We start from the raw sequence: 25,870 nt of genomic DNA on the forward strand, positions 1-25,870 counted from the left end.
TAATGGCTCTTGTTTATTTTAATCTCATTTCCAGAGCCACCCGGTACATAAGCTCATTATGGTTTTCAACAGGGAAATTATCAATAATGAAAGTCATCAGCTGTTCTGGCGTCATTCCATGAGATAATTGATTGATAAAACGTGTTTTTATCTCATCTAATTGACGTGTTTCAATATATTGTAATAATGACATCGCCCCATATTTAACATCCAGAGAAAGCGAGTATTGGCCAAATTGCGTTTTTGCCGCTCCCGCCTGCTGATGCTCATTTTCTATTTGTTCAATAGTAACGGATTGATCTTTAGATAAGCCATAACGTGCATACAGTTCAGCAGGTGCATCACTTTCAATCATCATTAAACGCAGATTTTCTAGCATCCGTAATTCCGTTGCCATATCGACAACCGGTGATGTTTGTGATGGATCTTGTTTTACATTGTATAAACGATGACCAAATCTATCTGAATCCGTAGTCATCACACTAGTAGCCGGTATTTTTAAAACCGCGCAGCCTTGAGTAAAATCAAACCCGTCATGCAATTGAGTACCTTGCAACTCTTTAGGCGTGAAACGACGATTAATACGAGTTGGCATTAATGTGTAGTCATACAACCCTTGGGTTCCCTGTACCACTGGAGAGCGCATATAGACATACTCACCATCCGTAATGTTAATTTGGCAACCATGATAACCAAATAAGGCATACTCACGGATAGGCTCATCTGTGGCTAACCCGGCTAATAAGCTCTTACCCTGCATATTTTTAGGGATTGGCGCATTAAAGTAATCAAGTAATGTCGCTGGTATATCTATGGTTTGAGCCAACATTTGGCGTGACTCATTTGCAGCATTAATTTGAGGATGGCAAATAAAGAATGGTGTGTTGGCTATCTCATTATACAACGGCATAATGTTTTTCCCCCACCAATCGTGTTCACCGAGTAAGAAGCCATGGTCTGTATTCACAATCAACAGAGTGTCTTCCCACAAGTTATATTTATCAAATATATCTAAAACTTGACCAACATAGGCATCGACCATTGTCACTAGTGCTTGATAAAATCCACGGATGACTTTTTGCTGAGCTTCACTTTCTGTCACCATATAATATGGAGGCCAGCCGTCAAAATCCGTATTTGATAACCCATACAGTTTTAAATATTTCTCAGGAACATAAAACGGCTCATGAGGATCGAAACACTCTAGCTGCAAAAACCAATTGTCATCTTTCTGATTGGTCTCTATAAACTCAATCCCATGATTTATGGTTTTGACCAAAGGATGATCTTTCTCATCTTGCATATACTGCTGATTGATCAAGTGCTGTGTACGACTGGCAATTTTGCGTTGTTTATTTTCTTCGGGCTCACCAGATTCATAGTGAACAACGGGCTTATTGACTACGCCTTTCCAATTATCCCCCTCTTGCCCACGAATAAATTCGTAGGTTGAAAAACGAGAGTGATAAGTTGCCCCGCCATCACGCCAATAATGCTTGTGATCCGTCACTAAATGGGTATGAATGCCTTGTTTTTTTAGTATTTCAGGCATCGACTCGTCAAAAGGTTCAACAGGCCCCCAGCTACGATGAAGAAAGTTGTATCTCCCTGTATGTAATTCTCTTCTCGCTGGCATGCAAGGCATACTACCAACATAAAAGTTATCAAACTTCAGTGAGCGTTTACGCAAACGCTCAAAGTTAGGTGTAATTGTTGTTTTACAGCCATAAGCCGACAACATATGTTTATTCAATGAATCAAACATTAACATTACAGCTTTCATCATTAATTCCTTTTTACTGGTATTTTCTAATTCGTCCAACAAAATAAGTCAGTATAAATGCGATACTTGCTCCCACTAACCAACTAAAAATGTATTGAAGATATTTTCCATCCGCAATCAGCGGTAATGCCGATAACCCTGCTGCACCGACACCATTTGCCGTGACATCTAATAAGACGATCATCATCCCCCCAAATCCTGCACCTATTGAACCGGTAATAAATGCAAAGCCTGCTGGGATGTTTACACCGAAGATAGTTGGCTCCCCTACCGCTAAAATACTCGTTGGAATAGCCCCTTTCGCAACCCGTTTCATCACCGGATCTTTGGTTAGCAATAAAACAGCAATTGCAGCTCCCACCATGCCAGAGTTACTCATTATTTGGATCGCAAATAATTGTGAGCTTCCTGTTGCTTGGATTAACTCAAGATGGATAGGTATGAGTCCTTGGTGTAAACCAAGTGAAATTAAGAACGGGAACAAAGACGATAGAATGAAGCCAGCCGCTAAACCGCCATGCTCTAAAATGCCCGATAAAGAGCCTAAAATACCATTAGAAACAACCCCTGCCACAGGCATAATGCCGAATAACAAAAATGCAGCCATAATGATGATAGTTAAAGTTGGTGTTGCAATCACATCGATCATACTTGGAATATAGCGACGTAATCTCTTTTCTAGCCAGCAACTTACCCAAACCGCAAAAATAACCCCGATTAACCCGCCCTGTCCCGGCGTTAATCCTAAAATAGCAACTTGAGGTGCAATCGTTATTGCCCCTAAAATCCCCCCAAGGATTTCGGTTCCTTTAAACTCTTTAGCGGCAAAAATCCCCGTAAACACTGCCAATAAGCTGAATAAACCGTTAGCGATAACCCCCATAATGGTACTAATTTCTAACAACCCTTTTTGTTGCAAAATAACTTGGGCTGCCGACATATTTGCAGTCGCTTGAATTCCCTGAGTCAGCGCCTCTGCATGTGCAGAGTTAACAATAATATTGTTGATCCCCATTAATGTACCTGCGGCAATTAAACCGGGTAATAACGGGACAAAAATATTCGCAATACTTCTTAGCACCGCTTTAACGGGTGTCTTTTTCTTCGCCTTATTTCTGGCGATTTCTGCTTTAGCGAGGACATCACTTTCTGGTTGTTTATCCGTTAAGCCTGAGCCTTCAATTTCGTGATTTGCGAGTAACTGATTAATCGCGTCAGCAATATTGTTACATTTTCCAGGGCCTACAATCACTTGTAATGTTTCATCACTCACAACGCCCAGTACACCAGGTAGTGCTTTTAAACTCGCAATATCAGCCTTTTCTTCATCTTTTAATGTCATTCTCACGCGTGTCATACAGTTTGTGACATGAATAAAATTTTCAGAACCGCCTGATAATTCTATAATTTTTTTTGATATTTTATCGAGATCCATAGAGCCTCTCTTAGGGCATAATTAGGTAAAATACTTTGTTATATTGTTATAACATTTAGATTAATATATCATCAAAAATAGAAAACCCACACTTACATTATTGTTTTGTGATTTTCTTCTCACTTTTTATTTTGTCGAAATATGAGTAAAGGTTGAAAACGCCGATGACTATACAAAAAGAAAACTGGAAAACACTTGGAAATACACCGGATTATCGATTTTCTCTTGCTAACGAGAGAACATTCTTAGCGTGGATTCGAACAGCTTTGGCATTTTTAGCGGGAGCAATTGCTATTGAGCAATTGTTTCAGTCTATTGAATTTCCATGGATCAAATTGACCTTAACACTTCTACTCGCTTCATCCAGTGGGGTTATTGCAATCATGGCATTGTATCGTTGGAAGCAAAATGAAATTGCTATGCGCCAAGATAAACCGCTTCAGTACACATCGTTTTTGATCTTAATATCCTTACTTGTCACAGCTGCTACTGCTATCGCACTTCTACATCTTTTACTGTAAAAACACCATGCGAGATCCCGGATTACAGCCAGAGAGAACACAACAAGCTTGGAGCCGAACACTACTCGTTTTAGCTCTAAATATATTGCTGTTCCTTCGTTCAGGTTTACTTAATCACTCATTGCCAATGTTGATAGGGACTTTGGCGGGAGCGTTATTATTTTTAATGATTTGCTATAAAAGGCATACGAGCCCTAATTACCCCCAAAAAGGGTTAAAAATAAACAATTATTTCTTTCTGATTTTTACCTCTCTAATACTCTTTTTCATGTCTCTTATGCTAATTTTTAAGATTTTATCAACTTAATTATGAATTTTAACGCCAAGTTATCTTTGTATAGGTTGCTCATATTTTCGAGTTTCCCTGAATTTTTTACACTACACACTCGGATTATCGTACAATCCCTGATTATTTTTATAGGAATGAAGGGGAATAACGGGTGGATAAACGTTTTCTTCAATCAAATAAAGAAGCACGCTGGTCATTTTATTTGACTATCGCCTATCTCATTGGCTGGGTTATTAGTGCCTACCTCCCAGACAATACACGTGGAATTACAGGGCTACCATTGTGGTTTGAATGGTCTTGTCTCGTCTTACCCATCATTTTTATTTTGCTCTGCATTATGATGGTTAAACTGATTTTTAAAGACATCTCTCTGGAGGAGAATGATGCAGATTGAAGTTCTCCTGCCACTCGTCGGCTACCTAGCTCTCGTCTTTTTGCTATCCATTTATGCATATAAAAAACGAACAAAAGGCGAATTCTTAAATGAATACTTTTTAGGTAATCGTTCAATGGGTGGCTTTGTCCTTGCGATGACCATCACGGCGACTTATATCAGTGCGAGTTCATTTATTGGTGGGCCAGGTGCTGCCTATAAATATGGCCTAGGTTGGGTGCTATTGGCGATGATCCAGCTACCTGCGATTTGGCTTTCCCTTGGCGTGCTCGGTAAAAAATTTGCTATTTTGGCACGTCGCTATAATGCCGTTACACTTAACGATATGCTGTATGCGCGCTACCAAAGCCGGTTTTTAGTGTGGTTCGCCAGTGTAAGCCTGCTCATTGCCTTTTTTGGCGCCATGACGGTGCAATTTATTGGTGGGGCGCGCCTATTAGAAACCGCAGCAGGTATTCCATATACTTATGGGTTAATAATTTTTGGGGTATCCATCGCACTCTACACCGCAATTGGCGGGTTTAGAGCCAGTGTCCTAAATGATGCGCTGCAAGGGCTTGTAATGCTTTTAGGTACGGTGATCCTATTAGTCGCGATAATTTATCATGCAGGTGGTTTACCTGCCGCGATAGAAAAAATGCATAGCATAGACCCCAAATTGGTATCGCCTGAAGGTGCAGATGACATTTTAAGCGGGCCATTTTTAGCTTCGTTTTGGGTTTTGGTCTGTTTTGGGGTGATTGGTTTACCTCACACCGCGGTACGTTGTATCTCATATAAAGACAGTAAAGCGGTTCACCGCGGAATTATCTTAGGAACGATTGTCATGGCCATGCTGATGTTTGGCATGCACTTTGCGGGGGCACTCGGTCGCGCAATTTTACCTGACCTGACGATCCCAGACCAAGTGATCCCAACGTTGATGGTTCAAGTGCTACCACCTTTCGCAGCAGGGATTTTCCTAGCAGCACCAATGGCTGCGATCATGTCGACGATCAACGCACAACTACTGCAATCTTCGGCAACCATCGTAAAAGATATCTATCTGAATACCGTGCCAACACAAATCAAAAATGAAAAGCGTCTTGCGCGGATCTCTAGCCTTTCCACTTTGGTCTTAGGTGCATTGCTTTTAGTTGCAGCATGGAACCCGCCTCAGATGATTATCTGGCTCAATTTACTGGCTTTTGGGGGGTTAGAAGCTGTTTTCTTGTGGCCATTAGTCCTCGGGCTATATTGGGAAAAAGCCAATGGAACAGGCGCTATCAGTGGGATGGTCGTCGGAGGCGTCAGTTATGCCATACTGGCTAGCTTTAAAATTGAGATCATGGGCTTCCATGCCATCGTCCCCTCACTATTTTTTAGCCTTGTGGCTTTCTTAGTGGGTAACCTTTTCGGTAAAAATCCCGTACAATCGACGCCAATTGAGCAGGTAACCAAAACGCACTAACGCCTATTATAGGCAAGTGATTTTGCTTTACCTGATATAAACGAATAAATAGAGAAAAAATAATGCCTTGGATCCAAATTAAAATTAACTCCACTGCTCAACAGGCAGAAGCGCTTGGCGATGAACTGATAGAAACAGGGGCGGTATCCGTCACTTTTCAAGACAGCCACGACACGCCCGTTTTTGAGCCGCTCCCGGGGGAAACCCGCCTTTGGGGTGATACCGACGTCATTGGCCTATATGACGCAGAAACCGACATGAAACTTGTCGTTGCTCAACTGGAAAATAGCCCTCTATTGAGTGCAGGTTTTATCCATAAAATCGAACAATTAGAAGACAAAGATTGGGAAAGAGAATGGATGGATAATTTTCATCCAATGCGCTTTGGGGAACGTTTGTGGATCTGCCCAAGTTGGCGCGATGTGCCTGACCCGACCGCAGTCAATGTCATGTTAGATCCTGGCCTCGCTTTTGGTACTGGTACGCATCCAACGACGTCATTATGTCTTCAATGGTTAGATGGTCTTGATCTCGAAGGTAAAACCGTGATCGACTTTGGCTGTGGATCTGGAATTTTAGCGATCGCAGCCTTAAAATTAGGTGCCGCTCACGCGATTGGCATTGACATCGACCCTCAAGCTATCACTGCAAGCCGCGATAATGCGCAGCGTAACGGTGTTTCAGAGCGCTTATCCCTATACCTACCGCAAGAGCAGCCTAATGACTTACAAGCTGATGTCGTGGTTGCTAACATCCTTGCTGGCCCATTGCGTGAACTCGCTCCTATGATTAGCGTGCTACCTCGCCCGGGTGGGCTATTAGGACTTTCTGGCGTACTCGCCACTCAAGCAGAAGGAGTCGCTGATGCTTATCGTTCCACTTTTGAAATCGACCCTGTTGCTGAAAAAGAAGAGTGGTGCCGGATTACGGGTGTCAAGCATTTTTAGTGAGATTTTTATTAAAATTAGAGAATAATTTCTTTGAAAACAACGCCAGAATAGATTATCTTATAGCTCAAATATTGCTCAATAGCTGGTGATAATCTGTTCTGCACGAGATTTGAACAGCACAACAGTTATTTTAATAAATCGTTATAAGACTTACTTAACCATTTGTTAAATATAGCTAATTTCATAATTGCAAAGATGCAAGATAAAAAAATTAGTGATAAATAACCGTTTGCTCAAAGTTTGTCCTTTCATATCTCGTAAAAAATGCGTAATATACGCGCCCTTGCAGTCACAGTATGGCCCCCATTTAGTTATGCGAATCGGACAATATCAGCTGAGAAACTGTCTTATTGCTGCCCCCATGGCAGGCATTACAGATAAGCCCTTTAGGTCGCTCTGTTATGACATGGGTGCTGGGATGACAGTATCAGAGATGCTTTCTTCTAATCCTCAAGTTTGGAAGACCGACAAATCTAGACTCAGAATGGTTCATCGCGATGAACTTGGGGTTCGTTCTGTGCAAATAGCTGGCAATGATCCCGATGAAATGGCTGCCGCGGCTCAAATTAACGTTGAGAGTGGCGCTCAAATCATCGATATCAACATGGGCTGTCCAGCTAAAAAAGTGAATCGTAAGCTTGCAGGCTCTGCACTGCTACGCTACCCAGAAATCGTGAAATCGATTCTTGAAGGTGTCGTCAAAGCAGTGGATGTGCCTGTTACCCTTAAGATCCGCACAGGTTGGTCACCCGAAGAGCGAAACTGCATAGAGATTGCCAAATTGGCCGAAGATTGCGGCATTCAAGCTCTCACCATTCACGGCAGAACTAGAGCCTGTCTATTTAATGGGGAAGCTGAATACGACAACATTCGGGCAGTTAAGCAGACTGTTACCATTCCGGTTATTGCCAATGGCGACATTACTGACCCGCGAAAAGCCAGAGCTGTTTTAGACTACACAGGGGCGGATGCCTTGATGGTAGGCAGAGCGGCTCAGGGAAGACCCTGGATCTTCCGGGAAATCCAGCATTATCTGGACACAGGTGAAATATTACCACCAATGCCAATGGCAGAGGTTCAACGTATTATGCTAGCGCATGTACAGGAATTGCATGACTTTTATGGTCAAGGCAAAGGAGCCCGTATAGCGCGCAAACATGTTTCTTGGTACTTAAAAGAACATGCACCTGATGACCAGTTTCGGCGCTCATTCAACACCATTGAGGATGCCAGCGAACAGCTGGAGGTGTTGGAGGCATTTTTTGAAAATTTTTGCGTAAATAAAGATAAGAGCTGACAGAACTATGTTCGAACAACGCGTAAATTCTGACGTACTAACCGTTGCTACTGTAAATTCACAAGATCAAGTAACTCAAAAACCGTTACGTGACTCAGTTAAGCAAGCACTGAAGAACTATTTTGCTCAATTAAATAACCAAGATGTTAATGATTTATATGAGCTGGTATTGGCTGAAGTAGAACAGCCTTTGTTGGACATGGTTATGCAATATACCCGTGGAAACCAGACCCGTGCAGCCCTGATGATGGGTATCAACCGCGGTACTCTGCGTAAGAAACTGAAAAAATACGGCATGAACTAATCCTAGTCGGTTAATGCAGTGTTTTTGTGGGCCCTCACTGTGATGCAGTGAGGGCTTTTTGTTTGTAAAAATAATGGTGGGTTGCCAAGATAATGTGTTAAACCGTTTGTGGCGATAAATTAAACTGCTGGACCGCTTGCTGTAATTCTTGCGTTTGCTCCGCTAATGAACTGGCCGCTGTAGCTACTTGCTCAACTAAAGCTGCATTTTGCTGCGTAACACCGTCCATTTGTGTAATTGCGACCCCAACTTGGGCTATCCCTTTGCTCTGCTCTTCTGATGCTACCGTGATTTGTGCCATAATTGCAGTCACTTCATTAACTCCCTGTAAAATATGCTCCATCGTTTTCCCCATCTCATTCACCAGACCCGTTCCTTTTTGTACGCAAGTCCCTGAATCTGCGATAAGCCGTTCAATTTCCATCGCCGCTTCCGCACTGTGACTTGCTAACTTACGAACTTCCGCAGCAACCACCATAAAGCCGCGTCCATGCACACCCGCACGAGCGGCTTCGATGGAAGCATTGAGCGCCAAGATATTAGTTTGAAAACTAATATCGTTAATCATGTTGATGATATCAGCGATTTTCTGTGAGCTTTGGGAGATTTCAGTCATCGTAACGACAACAGAATCAACAATACGATTCCCTTTATTAGCCGCCACAAACGCTTCGCTGACAAGCTGATTGGCTTGAAGTGTATTTTCCATATTCAACTGAACTGCAGCTGTAATTTCTTCCATACTCGCCGCAGTCTCTTCTAAAGCAGCCGCCTGTTCTTCTGTTCGTGATGAAAGATCGCTATTACCATTTGAAATCTCATTCGCGCCTAAATAAATGTTTTCACTTCCTTGCCGGATTGAATTGACCGATTCACTTAAGTCTTTTCTCATCCCTTCAAGTATTGGAAACAATTTTCCTACACAACTATTTCCAAATGGCTGTACAGGATGGCTTAAATCGCCTTTGGCGATATCGACAAAATGCTGCCTTAATAAGCCTAGTGGTTTTTGCATCATCTCTGCCATATAGCGATCCGTAAAAATGAGCATGAAGATCCCTAATATTGCCGTGATGATCATGACCACTCGTGTAATATCCATCACATCATCAACATGATTTCGAGCTTGGCTAATCAACCCTTCTGCAGTTTGGTTGAATTTTTGAATGGATGCACCAAACGTTCGGCTCAATACGGGAGTGACATTATGAGCGTGAGATAAATATTTATTGATATCACTTTCCATACTCAGGGCTAATTGCGGTTTTACCCCATCATCAAGTAGTGCTTGCCAGCTATTAATGACCTGCTCTGCTATTTCAGGCGTCATTGGCCCAGGGGAAATCAATTTCATCTGCTCTAAATATTTTTCCATATTGGACATCGCCTCATTGACTGGGCCATAGTCCACCGTTTTCCCTTCACTTTGGCTTTCCATTACTCGGGTTAACCGAGTGACAAAACGAAAATATTGATCATTTCCCTGACTGATCACCGTCATTTGCTGCACTAATTGTCTATCGATGTCATTTCCATCTGCGATACGTGATAGTGACCAACCACTGTATACATTCGTTCCCCCTAAGATCAGACACAAAATACTTAATAATATGAAGACCACAGTGCGGATTGAGTAATTTCGAAGTTTCTGCATAGAATTTCTCTTTCGGTGGGATAATATGAGGATATTTAACTTTATCGGCACTATAGAGAAATATTTTAACCACTGTATTTGCTTGGTTTCCACTCCAAATAAGTAAAACCACTTACATTTCAAAAGGGTTACTATTTGATCCTGGAAATCAGAGAATAGTAAAAATTTGAAATTAATATGAGGAATTTGAAGTAGATCGCTAAATGCAAACATCCAACCTGAATAAGTGAACTAATGAAAAACATTTTTCCCGTTGGAAACAGTATGGTTAATGTACAAATATGGTCAAAGTACAAACATGGTTAAAGTGCAAATTTGGCTATTCGTTGGATAGGAAAAAAGGTACAGCGGATCCTCACTGTACCTTTACAGTTACTTTACAGCCTATGTTTTGAAAAATTAACGGTATATCGGTAACAAATTAAACTGCGCTAACAATTGGCAAATAATGCCGACGACGCCAAAGGCGATAACGGCATAAATTAACCCTTTTCCGCCCCACACTTTAAATCTAGAATCAGGAAAGCGCTCTCTTACTTTTAATGCCATAACGGCAGGGCAAATAATCGCCCAGATACATGCAGCCATACCTGCATAAGCAATCGCAATAAGAAAACCATTTGGGAATAACATGCAAAGAATAAGAGGAGGTAAAAAACATAATAATGCCGATTTCATTCTTCCTGATGGGTTATCTTTAAAATTTAGTGAAGCAAGAATGTAATCAAATAACCCAATTGCGACACCTAAGAACGAACAAAATACAGCACTAATAGAGAACCACAGTAAGAATGTTGCGATATTTTTACTATTCAATACTGCATATAGTGATTCAATAAATGCATCTAAATTACCGCCTTTATTGATAATGGTTAAAAACTCTGCCCGCGGTAAATTTCCCATTGTTCCCATGATCCAAAGAAAATAAAGAACCAATGCCAATACACAACCGATAACACAGCTCTTAACAACCTTTCTTTCATTCTCATGATAAAGCTTATACAAGCTACAAACATTTCCATGATAACCAAAAGAAGTAATTGCATAAGGGATAATAATAAAGACAAAAGGTAGCAATGCTGTTTGTCCACCTTCAACGGGTGAAGTTAATAACAAATCTGTTTTTACAATAAAAAACAAACCGGAGAAAGCCAAAATAAATAACACTATTTTAATAAATAAAAATAATGATGTTAAACGACTGGCTCCAACACCGCTCCACCAGATACTTGCACCTAGAATTAATGTAAAGATAATAAAAATCAATCTTAAGTTAATATTGTATCCATAAATAGCAGCAGCTTCTTTAATAACTGAACCTGCTGCTGATATATAGGCATATATTAATATATAAAGGACAAATATTAATGCTATATTGGCAATGTAGCATGCCCATTTTGGTAATAATTCTTTAGAGATAAAAAAGTAATTCGTTCCTGCTCCATATTTTGATATACATTCTAAAATATAGATCCCCGAATGAAACATAAAAAAGCAAACAACTAACAAGATAACTACAGAGTTAATAAACCAAGCTCCAGCCATAATAGTAGGCAAGCTAAACATTCCCGCCCCGATCATGGCACCGCCTAGCACAAAACCCCCTACCATTATGGAGGGTTCTTTCTTGGCTGCCGAATTATTCATGGTGTTTACCCTAAGAATAAGGATGGGGTTCCCGCATTGCACGGGAACCATAAGAGCGACCTATTATTTAATTGGTTTTAATCTCGCAGTAAAGTGTCTTAATACTGGCGGCTCATATTCGAAATCCAGTCCTTTTAAGGTTGCAAATTTATCTTTTAAGCCAATCAGAGCATCTGCAATGTAATCCATATGGTCATTAGTATAAACCCGTCTCGCAATAGTTAACCGCATGAACTCCATATCTGCATGTTTTTGTTTACCCGTTTCAGGATCACGCCCTAATAAGAATGAACCAATTTCAACTGCACGAACACCTGATTCTAGATAAAGTGCGTTAATCACCGCTTGGGCAGGGAATTGATCTCCTGGGATATGTGGAACAAGTTTCTTACAGTCAACAAATACCGCATGCCCGCCTGTAGGATACTGAATTGAAATACCACCTTCACGTAAACGGTCACCTAAATATTTAACTTGGCCGATACGATAATGCAGATATTCTTCTCCAGCCCCTTCTTCAAGCCCCTGTACCATTGCTGCCATATCACGCCCCGCAAGACCACCATAAGTCACGAAACCTTCCATTGGCACGCAACGCTGTCTTGCTAAGGTAAAGATTTTTTCGTCATTTTTAATACTGACTAACCCGCCAATATTTAATAATGGGTCTTTCTTCGCTGACATGGTTAAAGCATCAGCATATTTATACATATCAAGAATAATTTCTTTGATAGTAGAATTTTTATATTTAGGATCACGTTCTTTAATAAAATACGCATTTTCACAAAAACGAGCCGAGTCCATGACAACAAAGATATTATGTTGTTTAGCAATTTCATAAACTTCTTTTAGATTAGCCATAGATACTGGCTGGCCGCCCGCACTATTACAAGTCACTGTAGAAACGATAGCCACAACGTTTTCTGCACCATACTTTGCAATATTATCTTTTAATTTTTGGATATCAAAATTGCCTTTCCAATCATCATAAGTATCCGAGTCATAGGCTTTTTCGGTAACAATATTAATTGCCTTACAACCGTTTAATTCAACGTGTGCTGCGGTTGTATCAAAGTGGAAATTAGAAATAAATACCGGTTTTTTAGCACCGCCTTGTTCCTGTTTAACTTTCAACAATACAGGGAACAACATATTTTCAGCACCGCGACCTTGGTGAGCTGGAATGATATAATCATAGTCAAACATCTCTTTCACTTTATCTTTTAAATCATAATAGTTACGAGATCCTGCATATGCTTCATCACCAGTGATCATTGCTGCCCACTGGTGGTCACTCATCGCATTGGTGCCTGAGTCCGTTAATAAATCAATATAAACCGCACTACTTGGTAGTAAAAATGGGTTATATCCCGCTTCTTTTAGCGCTGCTTCGCGTTCTTCTCTTGATGGAATACGGATATTTTCTACCATTTTAATACGGAATGGTTCTACAATTCTTTTAGCCATGATAATACCTTTAATTTTTCATTAAATAATAAACATTAGAGATTTAACCTATAATTAAATAAGTTAAAAAAACTTTAAGGAAAGAAAAAAGAAAGGTTATTTATTTGGAAAGAAGAAGGCTAAGGAAATATCAATATTGAACCATTTCTTCATATAGAAGAAACACCTTAATATAAGTGATTCGTTTAACAAGAACATACTATGACTCCTATCAACGAGGAATTAGTACAACCGACTGCTATTATATATATAACAGTTGTATTACCAAAGTAATCACCATTGTCATAATATTGTACCTATATCACACTATTCTTGACATAGGCCAGAACAACTTGACTCAAATCACAGTATTAATCTCCATATTAAATTAAAAACTTAATATGATGAATTTTCGTTTAATCACGTAAATCGAGATACGCATAAATAACGTAATAAGATAATTAGACAGGTTAATTTCACTTAAATTAATTATAACTTAAGTGAGATGGGTAAAATATTTTTTATTTTACCCATTATTCAAACAATTAATAATTACTGAGCATCTTTACCATATTTAGGTGATCTAGGCCCATATAAGATACCATTAGGCTTACCTGCAGATAATAACCTGACACTTGTTATACCCGCAATTGCATAGCTTTTGTCTGTCATTGTATCTACGATTTGGTTAACAACCGCTGAGACTAATGCGCCAATAATACCATTTGAGGAAGAATTATTTTCAGCACTCGATGCCGTCGCGGAGCCGCTCCATAATAATGTCCCTGTTCTGGCATCAACCAATTTCGCATCCGCAGTGACACGAGTGTCACTAGAAATGACCTGATAACTTGTACCATATTCAGTAATATTCAAATAAAGGATTGCATCATTACCAAAAATTTCGCGCAACTTTGCAGGTGGAACAGCCTGAATATCGCCCGCATTTGTTATCCCATTTTGTTTAAATGTTTCTTCAACAACGGCAACAGGGAAGACATAGTAACCCGCCTCAGCTAAAGGAAGCATTGTCTGTGATAATAAGCCATGGCTGGCCTGTACTTCTGGTGAGCTATTTTGTGGTAACAACACCAGAATACTTTTGGGCTTACTTTGATTAAATGCCGTGTAATCAACTTTCGTTGGCTGAGCACACCCCGTTAATAACCATGTCATTATCAATCCACAGACTATAAGTAAATGTTTCATTTTACTTTTCCTTTATTCTTCATGAGAAAATCCATGTAAGCCGCAGACTCTGGATACAATGCTTTTTCTGCAGTAAATTCTTGCATTGCAAGATCAACCGCTCCAGTTGTTGAGTACAATAACCCTAAATGCGCATGCAGCCCTGGTGGCGTTGCCAAACCATTTGCTTTACTCATTTCCAAATTCTTTTTCAAAGCTTGAATTTGTTCTTGAGGGCTAGTTTCTGTTTGTTGGTAATATTGGTAAACCGTTGTTTGATAACCGTCCCAGTGATATAGCGGTTTTGGTTCATTAGCACAGCCATTTAATAAAATGGTACCTGCTAAAATAGCCAATAATTTAATTTTCATCTTATTCCCTTATTTAGCTGGCTGCCATGCACCACTTTCAATGCCAGAAACTAAGTTATTTACAGCTTCCCTAATTGCTAAATCTAATACTTTGCCATTTAACGTCGAGTCATAACTGGCTGTGCCACCAAAACCAATCACTTCTCTATTTGATAATTCATATTCACCAGCACCTTGTGAAGAAAATACCACTTCAGATGTTTGAACATTAACAACGTTTAAATTAACTTTGGCATAAGCGACTTGTGATTTACCGCGACCTAAAATGCCAAATAACTGGCGATCTCCAACTTCTTTTCGCCCAAATTCAGTCACATCACCAGTAATCACATAAGTTGCACCTTTTAACTGTTGTGACTGACCTTTAATTCCAGCTTCTTCTTTAAGTTCTTGCATATTTGCACGGTCTAATACATTAAAACGCCCCGTTTGCTGCAAATGTGTCATCAAAATAGTTTTAGATTGATTACCTAAGCGATCAACACCATCAGAGAAAATGCCATTCATATAACTAGAACGATTATCAAATTTCCCTATTGATATTGGGCTTTTAGGACCTGAATATTGAGTGTTATATGTTGCAACTTTTTCTACGGCTAAGGAGCGAGAAGATTCTTTAGCACAACCAGTTAATAATGCACTTGCAATAAAGATTGATGCAATGCTGATTTTAGATATATTCATTTAGCTATCTCAATTAAAAGAAAATTAGAATTAGAATTAATTTTTGCATTGTTATTTTGCATTAAATGAAAAACCGAATCTAGTCAATATTACTTATTTTTTATCTTATATTTAGTTTTACTTTCAATTACTATAGTATTCATAAAGTAACTAAGGTTTACTAAAGTGGTTTTCCCAAAAAAAATCAACCGTTTGATTAATATTGATAGATTTAGAGTGAATAATTTAATTAGTAATCTTTAGTGATGATATCTAATATGGCCACGTATAATTAGTAATATATAATATTAACTGTATTTCTTGGATTCTAATTATAATTTCCTAATTAGCGGTTATATTTCCATATAATAAGTTAAAGTTGTCTATTTTTTAACTGTTTTTCAATGTGACATTAGAAATAGGCCTTTCTCACCTTACATATGCAGATTTACTGCAAACTATATCCATTTCCTGCATTAATTTAACCTTTACTTAACATTAAGCATTGTACTTTACCTTAGAAACGTTGAGTGTAACTAAATCACCTTGGACTCAAGAAATAGGCTTGTAATTAAAAAAAACAAACCCTCACCATAAGAGAGTTAGCCATGACAATGCAAACAATCGCAGTGAAATCATTTGGTTCTACAAAAACAACATCAAAAGTTTTACTCATTTGTTGGATGAGTATTTTATTTGAAGGTTATGATGTCGGTGTTATGGGGGCCGTTTTACCTACACTTGCTGAATATAAACAGTGGAATTTATCCCCTCTAGAGCTAGGTGCTTTAAGTAGCTATGCGCTTGTTGGGATGTTCTTCGGCGCGTTTATCATCGGCACTTTGAGTGAATTGTATGGTCGGCGCCGCATGTTACTCACTTGTGTTACCTTATTTTCATTGACCATGTTAGGCGCAGCATTCGCACCAACGCCTTGGCTTTTTGGTTTAATGCGTTTTATTGGCGGTATTGGTTTAGGAGGTGTTATTCCTGTTGCAGCGGCACTCACAATTGAATATTCCCCAACAGAAAAACGCTCTTTTAACTATGGGATTATGTATTCAGGATATTCATTAGGTATATTAAGTGCCGCGCTCGTCGCAATGTGGTTATTAGAACACTTTGGTTGGCGTAGTGTGATTGCATTTGGAGCATTACCTCTATTACTTATTTGGCCAATGGCGCGTATTCTGCCTGAGTCATTAGAATATTTGACACACAAGGGCTTACACTCTGAAGCTCAAGCTCTCGCTAAAAAACTCGACATTGATTACCAATCATCTTCAGAATATGTGCAACATAAATCACAAAGTATTAAAGAGATTGTAGCAGTCGTATTTGCTTGGCGTCATTTGCGTGCCACCGCTTGCTTCTGGGTTGCATTATTCTGTGGGATGCTATTAGTTTATGGTCTAAATACTTGGCTGCCATCTATTATGCGAAAAGAAGGTTATAACCTTGGTTCTAGCTTAACATTTTTAATTGTGTTCAGTTTGGCTTCCGCATTAGGCGGATTATTTCTCGGAAAAATTGCAGATAAATATGGTGTACGTAATTCTGTCGCATTTTTCTTTTTACTGGGCGCAATCGGTGTGGGTTGCTTGATATTCAAGCAAAATATCTATATGAATTACGTTCTCGTAGCTTTTGCAGGTGTTGGAAGTATTTCTGCCGCGCTCATATTAACGGGTTATATTGCCAATTATTATCCATCAAATGCACGTGCTTCCGCAACAGGTTGGGCCCTCAGTTTTTCTCGAATCGGCGCAATGACAGGCCCTATGTTTGGTGCTTATATTGCTAGCCTAGGGATTGCCACTAGCTGGAATTTTATTGCTTTTGCTATCGTTGCCGTCATCGCAGCTACGGCTGTTATTTTGTTACCTAAACAACGCGCACTATAATGACAAAAAAGGATAGGGTTTTCCCCTATCCTTCTTGAATGAGAATGTGCTAAATCACCATTGCCTATCAATGCAAAGATTGATAAGAAACTTGCGCTCCCTTAGTCAGTTTACTTTCATTCGAATATGTACTTTCTATTTCAATTAAGGATTGGTCCGCCATATTGTATATTTTGTTATACAAAGGAAACTGAGGACGATAACGGATCTCTTTCGTGGCAAAATCCATCATTAAATATTGTTGCGAACCTCTAACAATATTAGAAACAATTAAACCTTGATTGCCGACTTCTAAGCTGTTCATGTGGTTATAACCGCTTTCTGCCATCACCTCAAAATTACCATTAGTATGAAATTGCATCAAAGAAAATAAGCGACGTGAGGGCTCTTGAGCAACTACAAAAATATCACCATTACGATTTTGTGCTGATTCATTGATCCTGACAGGCAGCCATTTACTGCTAATAACCTGTTTTGTTGGGATATCCATAATAACTTCTAGAGATCCCATTTGGTTGCCATAGCTATACCACATCACTATTTTATCTCGATATGTTGCATACGAAAAATTTGAATTTCCTTCAATTTCTTCAGGATATAATGACTTGGCTAAATCTCGAACATTGATAAAATGTTCCCATGTCATTCCTTTATCAGCACTGATAAAAATATTTTCATTATCCGCAACAACATAGAAAGGAGAGCTTTTAGATAAGTAGATTTTTCCCATAATCAACGTTGAAAATAGCTTGCCAGTTTTTTTACTCCAAGGTGTAAATTCACTCACTGAAAAATCAGTTAAGTTAATTTTTTGATAGCCATCACTGAACATCATTAAACATTGTTTTCTTTCACAAACCGCATTATAGAAACTTTGATCGCTATGAGTAATAAAATGCACGCCATTATTATCTGCAAATAAAATCTGGTTATCATATTCGCTTGAAGGCATATAAGTATTATAAGAAGAGTAATAATAATTAGAACGGCCACTTTTTTTAGCTACAACTAACATCCCATTTTCTGCTGGAAATGTTGTTGCAAAATCATAACTACCAATCGGGAAGCTATTTTCATTGTGGTTTTTCCACTGCCAATCAACTGTACCAGTACGAATAAAAATAATAAAAGTGAAAGCGAGACTTAGTGCAAACACCAAAGCCAAAAAGAGAAAACGTTTACTCAAAAATGGGTTCATGAGCGCACCTCCGTCACATAATCCGTTTGGCCATTTTTACGGCGTAGATGCTTCAAAATATATTGCGCTTGATAATACCCATTGCCACGCTGAGATAGTTTAAAATATATCGCCACGCACAAAGCAATAAGAAAGCTGATACCGAATAAAATCGTGACTGCGAAACTGGTAAATAGCACACCTGTATCCACAATATTAACCCAGTCCCAATAATCCCAATATCCGCCTTTCTCCAGGGTTTCGGAAATTGATAACCCTCCGGCCATAAAGACAAAGAACATTAAAAGTAAGCAAGTGAACCCCCACAGCCCGAAATAAAAGCCTCTTTCTTGAGGAGCCCCCTTACCAATCAAGCTATAGGCAAGCCCGTCTTGATGATTGTAAATACCAAAAATTACCTGCTCTTTTGAATGCGCTTGGATATTTTTATGAAAAACCTCAAGTTCGTCACCTTGAGCAATAAAGAGATTATGGTTGTTAAATAACGGCTCATTGGCTGAAACCAGAACATCCATATGGCTTTTATTAATCTGCAAGCCAATATGATTGAGCTTTTGTTCTGTATCCCCTCTTGCAACGGTTAAGCTAAGGGTTGAGGTAATATTAACCGTCCCACGAGTGACGAATAAAGACGTTTTATCACGGTAATTATCAACTGATTGACGTAATTTATTGGCTTTAGCTTTCGAGTTTTTAATTCCTGGAATGTTAATTATCTGCTCTTGCTCGCTTTTTTGGTATTGCCCATCAATAACCAAATCCAATGCCTTTAAAATTTGCTTTCGTTTTGGACTTAAAATATGTTTGGTTTCGGCCAATGCAAGGCCAAACAGAACGATCCCGCCGAAAGCTGCTAAACCTAGAATTGCCACTAGGATGATCATTAAAAAACTATCTTCTGCATTAATAAAGCAATAGTACACCGCAGGAATTAGCATCATTAACAACAATGAAACTAAATATTGTATTCCTAATTTTCGAGTAAAACTGACTGTTCTGTCGGGCTCTAAACGACCATGTTTTTCATGACAAACCCATTGCACCCAATAGCTTCCATCATTCATCTCTTCTGCACAAATTACCAAGGGGTCACCTTGCTGTATGCGCTCTAAAAAAATTTGGCTATTTGAAAAATCATCCTGATTAAAGAAAAATACTTTTTCGGAGGCGATCAATCTTACCATTCCCATTGGGCTGACATTTTGATAATCACATTGAGTAAGACTGACATGGAAATATTGAACTCGCATGAGTAAATGCCTATTTCACTAAGAAAATTTAACATTATGATAATAAATAAAGGTATATAGCCCTAGTAAAACTTACCTTATAATAAAATAATTCAGATAATGATTAACACCATTGAACAGTTATCTAATGATAGTTTAATCATTAGAAATAGGTGTCTCCTACTAGCAAAGACAGTAATTACTGATAAACTTGCACCTAATACAAAAGTTTGTGAGTGAAACGTGGCAATAAAACAATTTTACCACTCCTTCCTTTAACAATAATTTTGAATAACAGCGATGACATCACAACCTGCATATAAGCAAATTCAGTCTTACATTTTACGCAGTATTGATTTAGGAATTTTTAAGCCTGGAACTCAGATACCCACAGAACTTGAGCTGTGCGCTCAGTTTAATGTAAGCCGTATGACGGTGAATAAGGCCATTTCCGAGTTAAGCCAAAAAGGGATCTTGAATCGTATTGCAGGAAAAGGCACATTTGTTGCCACGCTAAAACATGAACTCCCTGTTACAAAAGCATTTGATATTTTTGATGAAATTTCAACAAGCGGTAATAAATATAGCGGTCACCAATTACAACTGAAAATTATTTCGGCATCAGCAGAAATCGCACTACAGCTAGGAATTAGTGAAGGAAGTGATGTGGGTTACTGTAAAGTTCTACATTTTGAAAATGATATTCCTTTAATGTTAGAAGAACGCTATGTTAATCATGCCATTGTGCCTGATTTTGTTAAGCAAAAATATGGTGACACTGAAACGCCGAGCGGTTATCTACAACGCCATTTTCCTGTCAGTGAAATGGAACATACAATAGAAGCAGCGCTAGCCACAAAATCCATAGCTCAGTCCTTATCAATTAAAGAAAACTCACCTTGTCTACAACTTAGCCGCCGTACTTGGACAGGCAGTATTCTAATTAGCTACGTTAATATGATCACTGCTGGCTCTCGTTACAAATTAAAATTACATTCGCGAATTGAGAGTTAATGCAAAAATAAAAAAATGGGGCAAAATTGCCCCAAAGCGACTGATAAAACAAAAAAATATCAAGCACAACTACATCACAACAAATTCGTTTTACATTCCCTGATAAATAGGGCCTTCGCCTCCTTGAGGGGCTGTCCAAGTGATATTCTGTAACGGATCTTTAATATCACAAGCCTTACAGTGCAGGCAGTTTTGCGCATTAATTTGCAGTTTTTCTTCGCTTTTGTCCCCTACAATTTCATACACTCCTGCAGGGCAATAACGCGTTTCGGGCGCAGCATATTTAATTAAATTAACTTGGATAGGGACATTAATATCCGCCAGTTTTAAATGGCAGGGTTGTTCCTCTTCATGATTCGTATTCGATAAAAATACGGAAGAAGGCTTATCAAAAATTAATTTACCATCAGGTTTTGGGTAATTTATTGGCGAAAAATTTCGTGCTTCTTTTATTCCTTCATGGTCTGCGTGTTTTAACTTTAAAGTCCACGGACTACGGCCTTTTAATAACAATTGTTCCGCACCAAATAACATCGATCCAATCACTAACCCTTTTTTCATATAGGGTTTAAAATTCCGTGTTTGATAAAGTTCTTGATATAGCCAGCTCTCTTCAAATAGCTGGCGAAATTGCTTTTTAAATTGTAAATAATCAATCATTCCATTCTGGTTAGCATTGAACCAGGCTTCTGCTGCTAATAACCCACTTTTCACAGCACAGTGTGTACCTTTAATTCGAGCCGCATTAAGAAAACCGGCATCATCACCGATTAATGCGCCACCGGGAAAGCTCAATTCAGGTAATGCGGCCAGCCCACCAGCAACCATCGTTCTAGCGCCATAGCTAATACGCTCCCCCCCTGATAAAAAAGTACTAAACTCAGGGTGGGTCTTTAAACGCTGAAACTCATCAAATGGTGATAAATAAGGGTTTTCATAATTTAATCCGACCACCAAACCCACTGCGACTAAGTTATCTCCATAGTGATAAGCAAAACCGCCACCGTAGGTGTGATTATCTAGGGGCCAACCAACAGAATGTACAACAAGTCCAGCTTGATGCTGCTCTTTTGGAATTTGCCAAATCTCTTTGATGCCCAAACCATAGGTTTGTTTACCGCTCTCTGCGGCTAAATTAAAATGGTTTATTAATTGTTTACCGAGCTGACCACGGCACCCTTCCGCAAAAAAGGTCATTTTTGCCAGTAAATTCATACCCGGTTGGTACATCGCTGTTGGGTTGCCTGATTTATCCAGCCCCATGTCTCCAGTGGTGATACCTATTACTTGGTTTTTATCATCAAACAGCACGTCAGTGGCAGCAAATCCGGCAAAAACATCAACACCTAATCTTTCAGCCTCAAGGGCAAGTGCGGCACTTATCTGTCCTAAGCTGCCAATGAGATTGCCATTATTTTTCAAACAGCTTGGCAATAAGGATAGGGGTAAATGGCTCGCTTTATTTTCTTTTAACCATAAAAAACGATCCTGGTTTACAGGGGTTAAAGAAGCTGACACCTTTTGTTGCCAATCTGGCAGCAATTCATCAAGCGCCCGAGGGTCTATTACCGCGCCAGATAAAATGTGAGCACCTATCTGCGCACCTTTATCAATTAAACAAACTGATATCTCTGTGCCTTTTTCTGCGGCTAGCTGTTTTAAGCGTATTGCTGCAGATAACCCAGCAGGCCCGCCACCGACAATCAGGACATCGAACTCCATCGATTCCCGCTCGGGGGCCTCGTTTATCTTATCAATATTGTCGATAGCCATTTGTCCACCTCTTACGCTAATGCTTTGTCAAATTCAGGTAAGATCTCAAATAGATCACCAACAATGCCATAATCTGCGACTTGGAAAATCGGTGCCTCAGGATCACTATTAATAGCAACGATCACTTTACTTTCCTTCATACCAGCAACATGTTGAATTGCTCCGGAAATCCCTACTGCGATATATAAATCTGGGGCGACAATTTTCCCTGTTTGCCCTACTTGGTAGTCATTTGGAACAAAACCGGCATCTACCGCAGCACGAGAAGCCCCCACCGCAGCACCAAGTTTGTCAGCTATCGTTTCCAATAACGCAAAATTGTCACCTGAACTCAAACCTCTTCCCCCTGAAATAACCACTTTTGCAGAACTCAATTCCGCGCGGCTTACTTGAGTTAGAGATTGGCTTTTTAACTGCGTAGGTTGAGGTAAATCCGCTACCGTTAATGTGTCAATTTCAGCAGGAGCTTGCGTTTCATATCCCCCCGAAAATGCCGAACTACGCACTGTAATGACCACCTGCTGGCCATTATTTTGTACTGTTGCTAACGCATTTCCTGCATAAATAGGCCTAATAAAGGTTTGAGGATCAATAATTTGGGTAATATCTGAAATTTGGGCAACCCCTAACGTTGCAGCTACTCGTGGAGCAATGTTTTTACCAAATGTCGTCGCTGGAAACAGTAAATGGGTATACTCTTTTGCGATACTTGCCACTGCATGGCCCATCGGCTCTGCAAGTTGGTTTTTAAGGTTATCTGATTGTATTTCTAGGACTTTACTCACGCCCTGTATACTTGCAGCTGACTGAGCGACCTGTTCAGTCTCACTTCCTGCAACTAATAAGTGCAAATGACCACCAGCTGTGAGAAGTTGCTTTGCAGCGTTAATACTATGATAAGTAGATGTTTTTATTGTTTGATTATCATGCTCGACAACCACTAATACCGATATTTGGCTCATAGATATTTTCCTCGATTAGATCACTTCTTTCGCTTGTAATGCACTAACTAGCTCTGTCGCGCTGCTTAACAATGTGCATTGCCCCGCTCGTTTTTTAGGTTCTGAGACACTCAGCGTTTTAATTTGCCCTAATGGCGTAAAATCCATCTCAGCAATATCGATAATATCTAACGTTTTTTTCTTAGCTTTCATGATATTAGGCAAAGTAGCATAACGAGGTTCATTGAGTCGCAAGTCCGTTGTGATAACCGCAGGTAATGGCATCTCTAACGTTTCTAAGCCACCATCAATTTCCCTAGTCACTTGCAGTAATTGGCCTTCAAGCTTCACTTGTGAGGCAAATGTTGCCTGCGGATAATCCAATAATGCACTCAGCATTTGGCCGATTTGATTACAGTCATCATCAATCGCTTGTTTGCCTAATAAAATAAGATCCGGCTGTTCCTTTTCCACGATTTGTTGAAGTAAACGGGCAATATCCAGTGGTTCTAAAGTTAACTCTTCCGGCTTTTGGACTAAAACCCCGCGATCTGCCCCAATCGCCATCGCACTGCGTAATGTATCTTGATAACCAATATCACCAACGGAAACCGCAATAACTTCTGTCGCTTTTCCCGCCTCTTTTAAACGCACAGCTTCTTCGACGGCGATTTCATCAAAGGGGTTGATGGCCATTTTGACATTTGCCAGCTCAACGCCTGAGCCATCGGATTTCACTCTTATTTTGACGTTATGGTCTATCACTCGCTTCACTGCGACTATAATTTTCATAGCAACTCCTATCCCAATTCTTCCGCGATTGGTGGGTATGGTAATGTTCTAAAATCGTTTTTTAGGTTGAGAGAAACCGTAACAGTGATATTCACACTGCTACTGGTTATCTCAATTTTTACTATTTTGAATGCTAATTTTTATGAAATGGTTATTTACTCGTAGGTAATATCAATCTGTCTGCCACTGACATAGGCCATTGTTTTATCGCAACATAATAAATAACACTGGTTGCTACTAAGCCCACAATCCATGAGATATCAACCCCACCCAGTTTTTCAACTAGAGGCCCGGTATAGAAGTCCGTGGAAATAAATGGCAATTGAATCAATACCCCAACGATATAAGTGATAATCCCAACTTTATTCCAACGTCCATAACGGCCATTTGGATTGGCGAGCTCAGGTACATCGTAACGCCCTTTAGTGACCCAATAGTAATCAACAAGATTGATTGCGCTCCAAGGGGTGAAAAATGCTAGCAAAAACAGTAAGAAAGCAGAGAATAACTTTAAGAATGAGTGCTGCCCCGCTAACCCTAAAGCTGTCGAGAAGCTCACCATCAGAATGATGAAAAATAACCTTTGTCCGCGAGAAATTTGGCTTTTCCCACGGAAGCCACACCAAATAGCCGCCATAGACATAAAGCTACCGTAAGCATTCAGTGCAGTTATGGTCACTTTCCCATAAAAAATACTGATGTACAGCAACGCCGCAATTAAACCTGTGCTACCTAAGCCTACGATATAAGAGACTTCATTACCTGCAAATTGATTGCCAGCAAGCGCTGCGGCAAAAACGCCTAAAATCATCGAGGCTTGCGTACCGATCACAGTACCTGAACCGACGGCCAAGAAGGCTTTAATGGTTGGGGTTTTAGTCGGCAAATAGCGAGAGTAGTCAGCAACATAAGGCCCAAATGCAATTTGCCAAGAAGCTGACAATGACATCGCTAATAGAAAGTTCGTCCAGCTAAAATGACGGTTTTCGAGTAGTATTGAAACATCATTCATATAAAACAGACGGAAAAATAAATAGAAGAATGTAATCACACCCACTACACTCGCCACTTTTCCGAGAATATGGATAATCCGGTATCCACAAATAGTGATGCCGATAATCACCGCACCAAAAATTAAGATACCAACCCAGTCAGTCACATGCAGTAATTGGCCAACTGCCTGACCCGCTAATACCGTACCACTGGCAGAAAACCCAACATACATCATACAAACCAGTAAGATAGGGATAACTGCACCGTATACGCCAAACTGTACACGGCTCGAAATCATTTGTGGTAACCCCAATTTAGGTCCTTGCACCGCATGCAAGGCCATCACTGCACCACCTAACAGCTGGCCAATAAATAAACCAATTAGTGACCAGAATACATCTCCCCCCAGTACCACAGCTAAGGCACCGGTGACAATTGCGGTTATTTGCAAATTAGAACCAAACCAAAGTGTGAATTGGCTTGATAAGGTGCCGTGGCGCTCAGACTCGGGTATGTAGTCGATGGAACGCGCTTCGATTAAAGGTACATTCTCCTGCCGAGCTTTTTGCCCTGTTGCGATGTCGTTTGAAACTGTCATGGTAACTCCTCTTTAAGCAAGGCTGGCTTAAAGAAT

Annotated in this window: 24 protein-coding genes; 9 read left to right on the forward strand and 15 right to left on the reverse strand. The window is 39.8% G+C overall.

The features are described 5' to 3' along the window. Positions 1–13 precede the first annotated feature (13 nt). A complete protein-coding gene (locus M1E86_RS16395; RefSeq protein ID WP_285316089.1) occupies positions 14–1,783 on the reverse strand; it encodes a sulfatase in 1,770 nt (589 codons plus the stop codon). A gap of 13 nt (positions 1,784–1,796) precedes the next feature. Then, positions 1,797–3,218, reverse strand: coding sequence for a PTS transporter subunit EIIC (locus tag M1E86_RS16400; protein WP_125890452.1), 1,422 nt, complete (start codon positions 3,216–3,218; stop codon positions 1,797–1,799). A gap of 164 nt (positions 3,219–3,382) precedes the next feature. Between M1E86_RS16400 and M1E86_RS16405 the strand changes: the two genes are divergently transcribed. From M1E86_RS16405 to fis, 7 genes are all read left to right on the forward strand, one after another. Beyond that, on the forward strand, positions 3,383–3,739 hold the full coding sequence (locus M1E86_RS16405; protein WP_125890453.1) for a YidH family protein: 357 nt from the start codon (positions 3,383–3,385) through the stop codon (positions 3,737–3,739). A gap of 7 nt (positions 3,740–3,746) precedes the next feature. Continuing rightward, positions 3,747–4,046: a DUF202 domain-containing protein gene (locus M1E86_RS16410; protein WP_125890454.1), complete on the forward strand. Its 300-nt coding sequence runs from the start codon at positions 3,747–3,749 to the stop codon at positions 4,044–4,046. Positions 4,047–4,179: 133 nt separating this feature from the next. Then, positions 4,180–4,422, forward strand: coding sequence for a YhdT family protein (locus M1E86_RS16415; RefSeq protein WP_125890455.1), 243 nt, complete (start codon positions 4,180–4,182; stop codon positions 4,420–4,422). Beyond that, positions 4,412–5,872 (forward strand): sodium/pantothenate symporter, encoded by a 1,461-nt coding sequence (gene panF, locus M1E86_RS16420; RefSeq protein ID WP_213913130.1) that lies wholly within the window; start codon positions 4,412–4,414, stop codon positions 5,870–5,872. The genes M1E86_RS16415 and panF overlap by 11 nt, the downstream gene beginning before the upstream one ends. A gap of 62 nt (positions 5,873–5,934) precedes the next feature. Further along, positions 5,935–6,819 carry a 50S ribosomal protein L11 methyltransferase gene (gene prmA / locus M1E86_RS16425; RefSeq protein ID WP_213913110.1) on the forward strand — a complete coding sequence of 295 codons (885 nt, stop codon included), beginning with the start codon at positions 5,935–5,937 and terminating at the stop codon, positions 6,817–6,819. 316 nt (positions 6,820–7,135) lie between these two features. After that, positions 7,136–8,119, forward strand: a complete 984-nt coding sequence (gene dusB, locus M1E86_RS16430; RefSeq protein WP_125890457.1) for a tRNA dihydrouridine synthase DusB — start codon at positions 7,136–7,138, stop codon at positions 8,117–8,119. A 7-nt stretch (positions 8,120–8,126) separates the two neighbouring features. Beyond that, positions 8,127–8,423 carry a DNA-binding transcriptional regulator Fis gene (gene fis / locus M1E86_RS16435; RefSeq protein ID WP_004258438.1) on the forward strand — a complete coding sequence of 99 codons (297 nt, stop codon included), beginning with the start codon at positions 8,127–8,129 and terminating at the stop codon, positions 8,421–8,423. Between the two features lie 97 nt (positions 8,424–8,520). Here the strand turns inward: fis and M1E86_RS16440 are convergent, their stop codons facing one another. The 7 genes from M1E86_RS16440 to M1E86_RS16470 all read right to left on the reverse strand — a co-directional run bounded on the left by M1E86_RS16440 (position 8,521) and on the right by M1E86_RS16470 (position 15,413). Next, positions 8,521–10,077 carry a methyl-accepting chemotaxis protein gene (locus M1E86_RS16440; protein WP_213914284.1) on the reverse strand — a complete coding sequence of 519 codons (1,557 nt, stop codon included), beginning with the start codon at positions 10,075–10,077 and terminating at the stop codon, positions 8,521–8,523. A 399-nt stretch (positions 10,078–10,476) separates the two neighbouring features. Further along, a complete protein-coding gene (locus tag M1E86_RS16445; protein WP_125890459.1) occupies positions 10,477–11,724 on the reverse strand; it encodes an aromatic amino acid transporter in 1,248 nt (415 codons plus the stop codon). 63 nt (positions 11,725–11,787) lie between these two features. Continuing rightward, a complete protein-coding gene (locus M1E86_RS16450) occupies positions 11,788–13,191 on the reverse strand; it encodes a tryptophanase (protein ID WP_125890460.1) in 1,404 nt (467 codons plus the stop codon). Positions 13,192–13,287: 96 nt separating this feature from the next. Beyond that, on the reverse strand, positions 13,288–13,389 hold the full coding sequence (gene tnaC, locus M1E86_RS16455) for a tryptophanase leader peptide (protein ID WP_125890461.1): 102 nt from the start codon (positions 13,387–13,389) through the stop codon (positions 13,288–13,290). Positions 13,390–13,722: 333 nt separating this feature from the next. Next, positions 13,723–14,379, reverse strand: a complete 657-nt coding sequence (locus M1E86_RS16460) for a DUF799 domain-containing protein (RefSeq protein ID WP_213914283.1) — start codon at positions 14,377–14,379, stop codon at positions 13,723–13,725. Next, the gene (locus M1E86_RS16465) at positions 14,376–14,729 is read right to left on the reverse strand and encodes a DUF4810 domain-containing protein (protein ID WP_213914282.1); all 354 of its coding nucleotides are present in this window, start codon (positions 14,727–14,729) and stop codon (positions 14,376–14,378) included. The genes M1E86_RS16460 and M1E86_RS16465 overlap by 4 nt, the downstream gene beginning before the upstream one ends. A gap of 9 nt (positions 14,730–14,738) precedes the next feature. Next, the gene (locus M1E86_RS16470) at positions 14,739–15,413 is read right to left on the reverse strand and encodes a CsgG/HfaB family protein (protein ID WP_102137964.1); all 675 of its coding nucleotides are present in this window, start codon (positions 15,411–15,413) and stop codon (positions 14,739–14,741) included. A 587-nt stretch (positions 15,414–16,000) separates the two neighbouring features. Between M1E86_RS16470 and M1E86_RS16475 the strand changes: the two genes are divergently transcribed. Next, positions 16,001–17,296, forward strand: a complete 1,296-nt coding sequence (locus M1E86_RS16475; protein ID WP_125890464.1) for an MFS transporter — start codon at positions 16,001–16,003, stop codon at positions 17,294–17,296. Positions 17,297–17,363: 67 nt separating this feature from the next. On the opposite strand, the gene M1E86_RS16480 is transcribed toward M1E86_RS16475, so the two are convergent. Both M1E86_RS16480 and M1E86_RS16485 read right to left on the reverse strand, forming a co-directional pair. Continuing rightward, positions 17,364–18,494, reverse strand: a complete 1,131-nt coding sequence (locus M1E86_RS16480) for a hypothetical protein (protein ID WP_213914281.1) — start codon at positions 18,492–18,494, stop codon at positions 17,364–17,366. Next, positions 18,491–19,744, reverse strand: a complete 1,254-nt coding sequence (locus M1E86_RS16485; protein ID WP_319863556.1) for a hypothetical protein — start codon at positions 19,742–19,744, stop codon at positions 18,491–18,493. The genes M1E86_RS16480 and M1E86_RS16485 overlap by 4 nt, the downstream gene beginning before the upstream one ends. A 279-nt stretch (positions 19,745–20,023) precedes the next feature. Between M1E86_RS16485 and M1E86_RS16490 the strand changes: the two genes are divergently transcribed. Continuing rightward, on the forward strand, positions 20,024–20,737 hold the full coding sequence (locus M1E86_RS16490) for a UTRA domain-containing protein (RefSeq protein ID WP_125890466.1): 714 nt from the start codon (positions 20,024–20,026) through the stop codon (positions 20,735–20,737). 90 nt (positions 20,738–20,827) lie between these two features. Here the strand turns inward: M1E86_RS16490 and M1E86_RS16495 are convergent, their stop codons facing one another. From M1E86_RS16495 to M1E86_RS16510, 4 genes are all read right to left on the reverse strand, one after another. After that, entirely contained in the window at positions 20,828–22,510 is a 1,683-nt protein-coding gene (locus M1E86_RS16495) for an electron transfer flavoprotein-ubiquinone oxidoreductase (protein WP_213914280.1), read from the reverse strand. An 11-nt stretch (positions 22,511–22,521) separates the two neighbouring features. After that, entirely contained in the window at positions 22,522–23,472 is a 951-nt protein-coding gene (locus M1E86_RS16500) for an electron transfer flavoprotein subunit alpha/FixB family protein (RefSeq protein WP_213914279.1), read from the reverse strand. Between the two features lie 15 nt (positions 23,473–23,487). After that, positions 23,488–24,243: an electron transfer flavoprotein subunit beta/FixA family protein gene (locus M1E86_RS16505; RefSeq protein WP_213914278.1), complete on the reverse strand. Its 756-nt coding sequence runs from the start codon at positions 24,241–24,243 to the stop codon at positions 23,488–23,490. 151 nt (positions 24,244–24,394) lie between these two features. Beyond that, a complete protein-coding gene (locus tag M1E86_RS16510; protein ID WP_426099158.1) occupies positions 24,395–25,834 on the reverse strand; it encodes a purine-cytosine permease family protein in 1,440 nt (479 codons plus the stop codon). Between the last annotated feature and the right edge of the window lie 36 nt (positions 25,835–25,870).

This window comes from Providencia sp. PROV200 (assembly GCF_049901995.1).
In the GTDB taxonomy this organism is placed as follows: Bacteria; Pseudomonadota; Gammaproteobacteria; order Enterobacterales; family Enterobacteriaceae; genus Providencia; species Providencia rettgeri_E.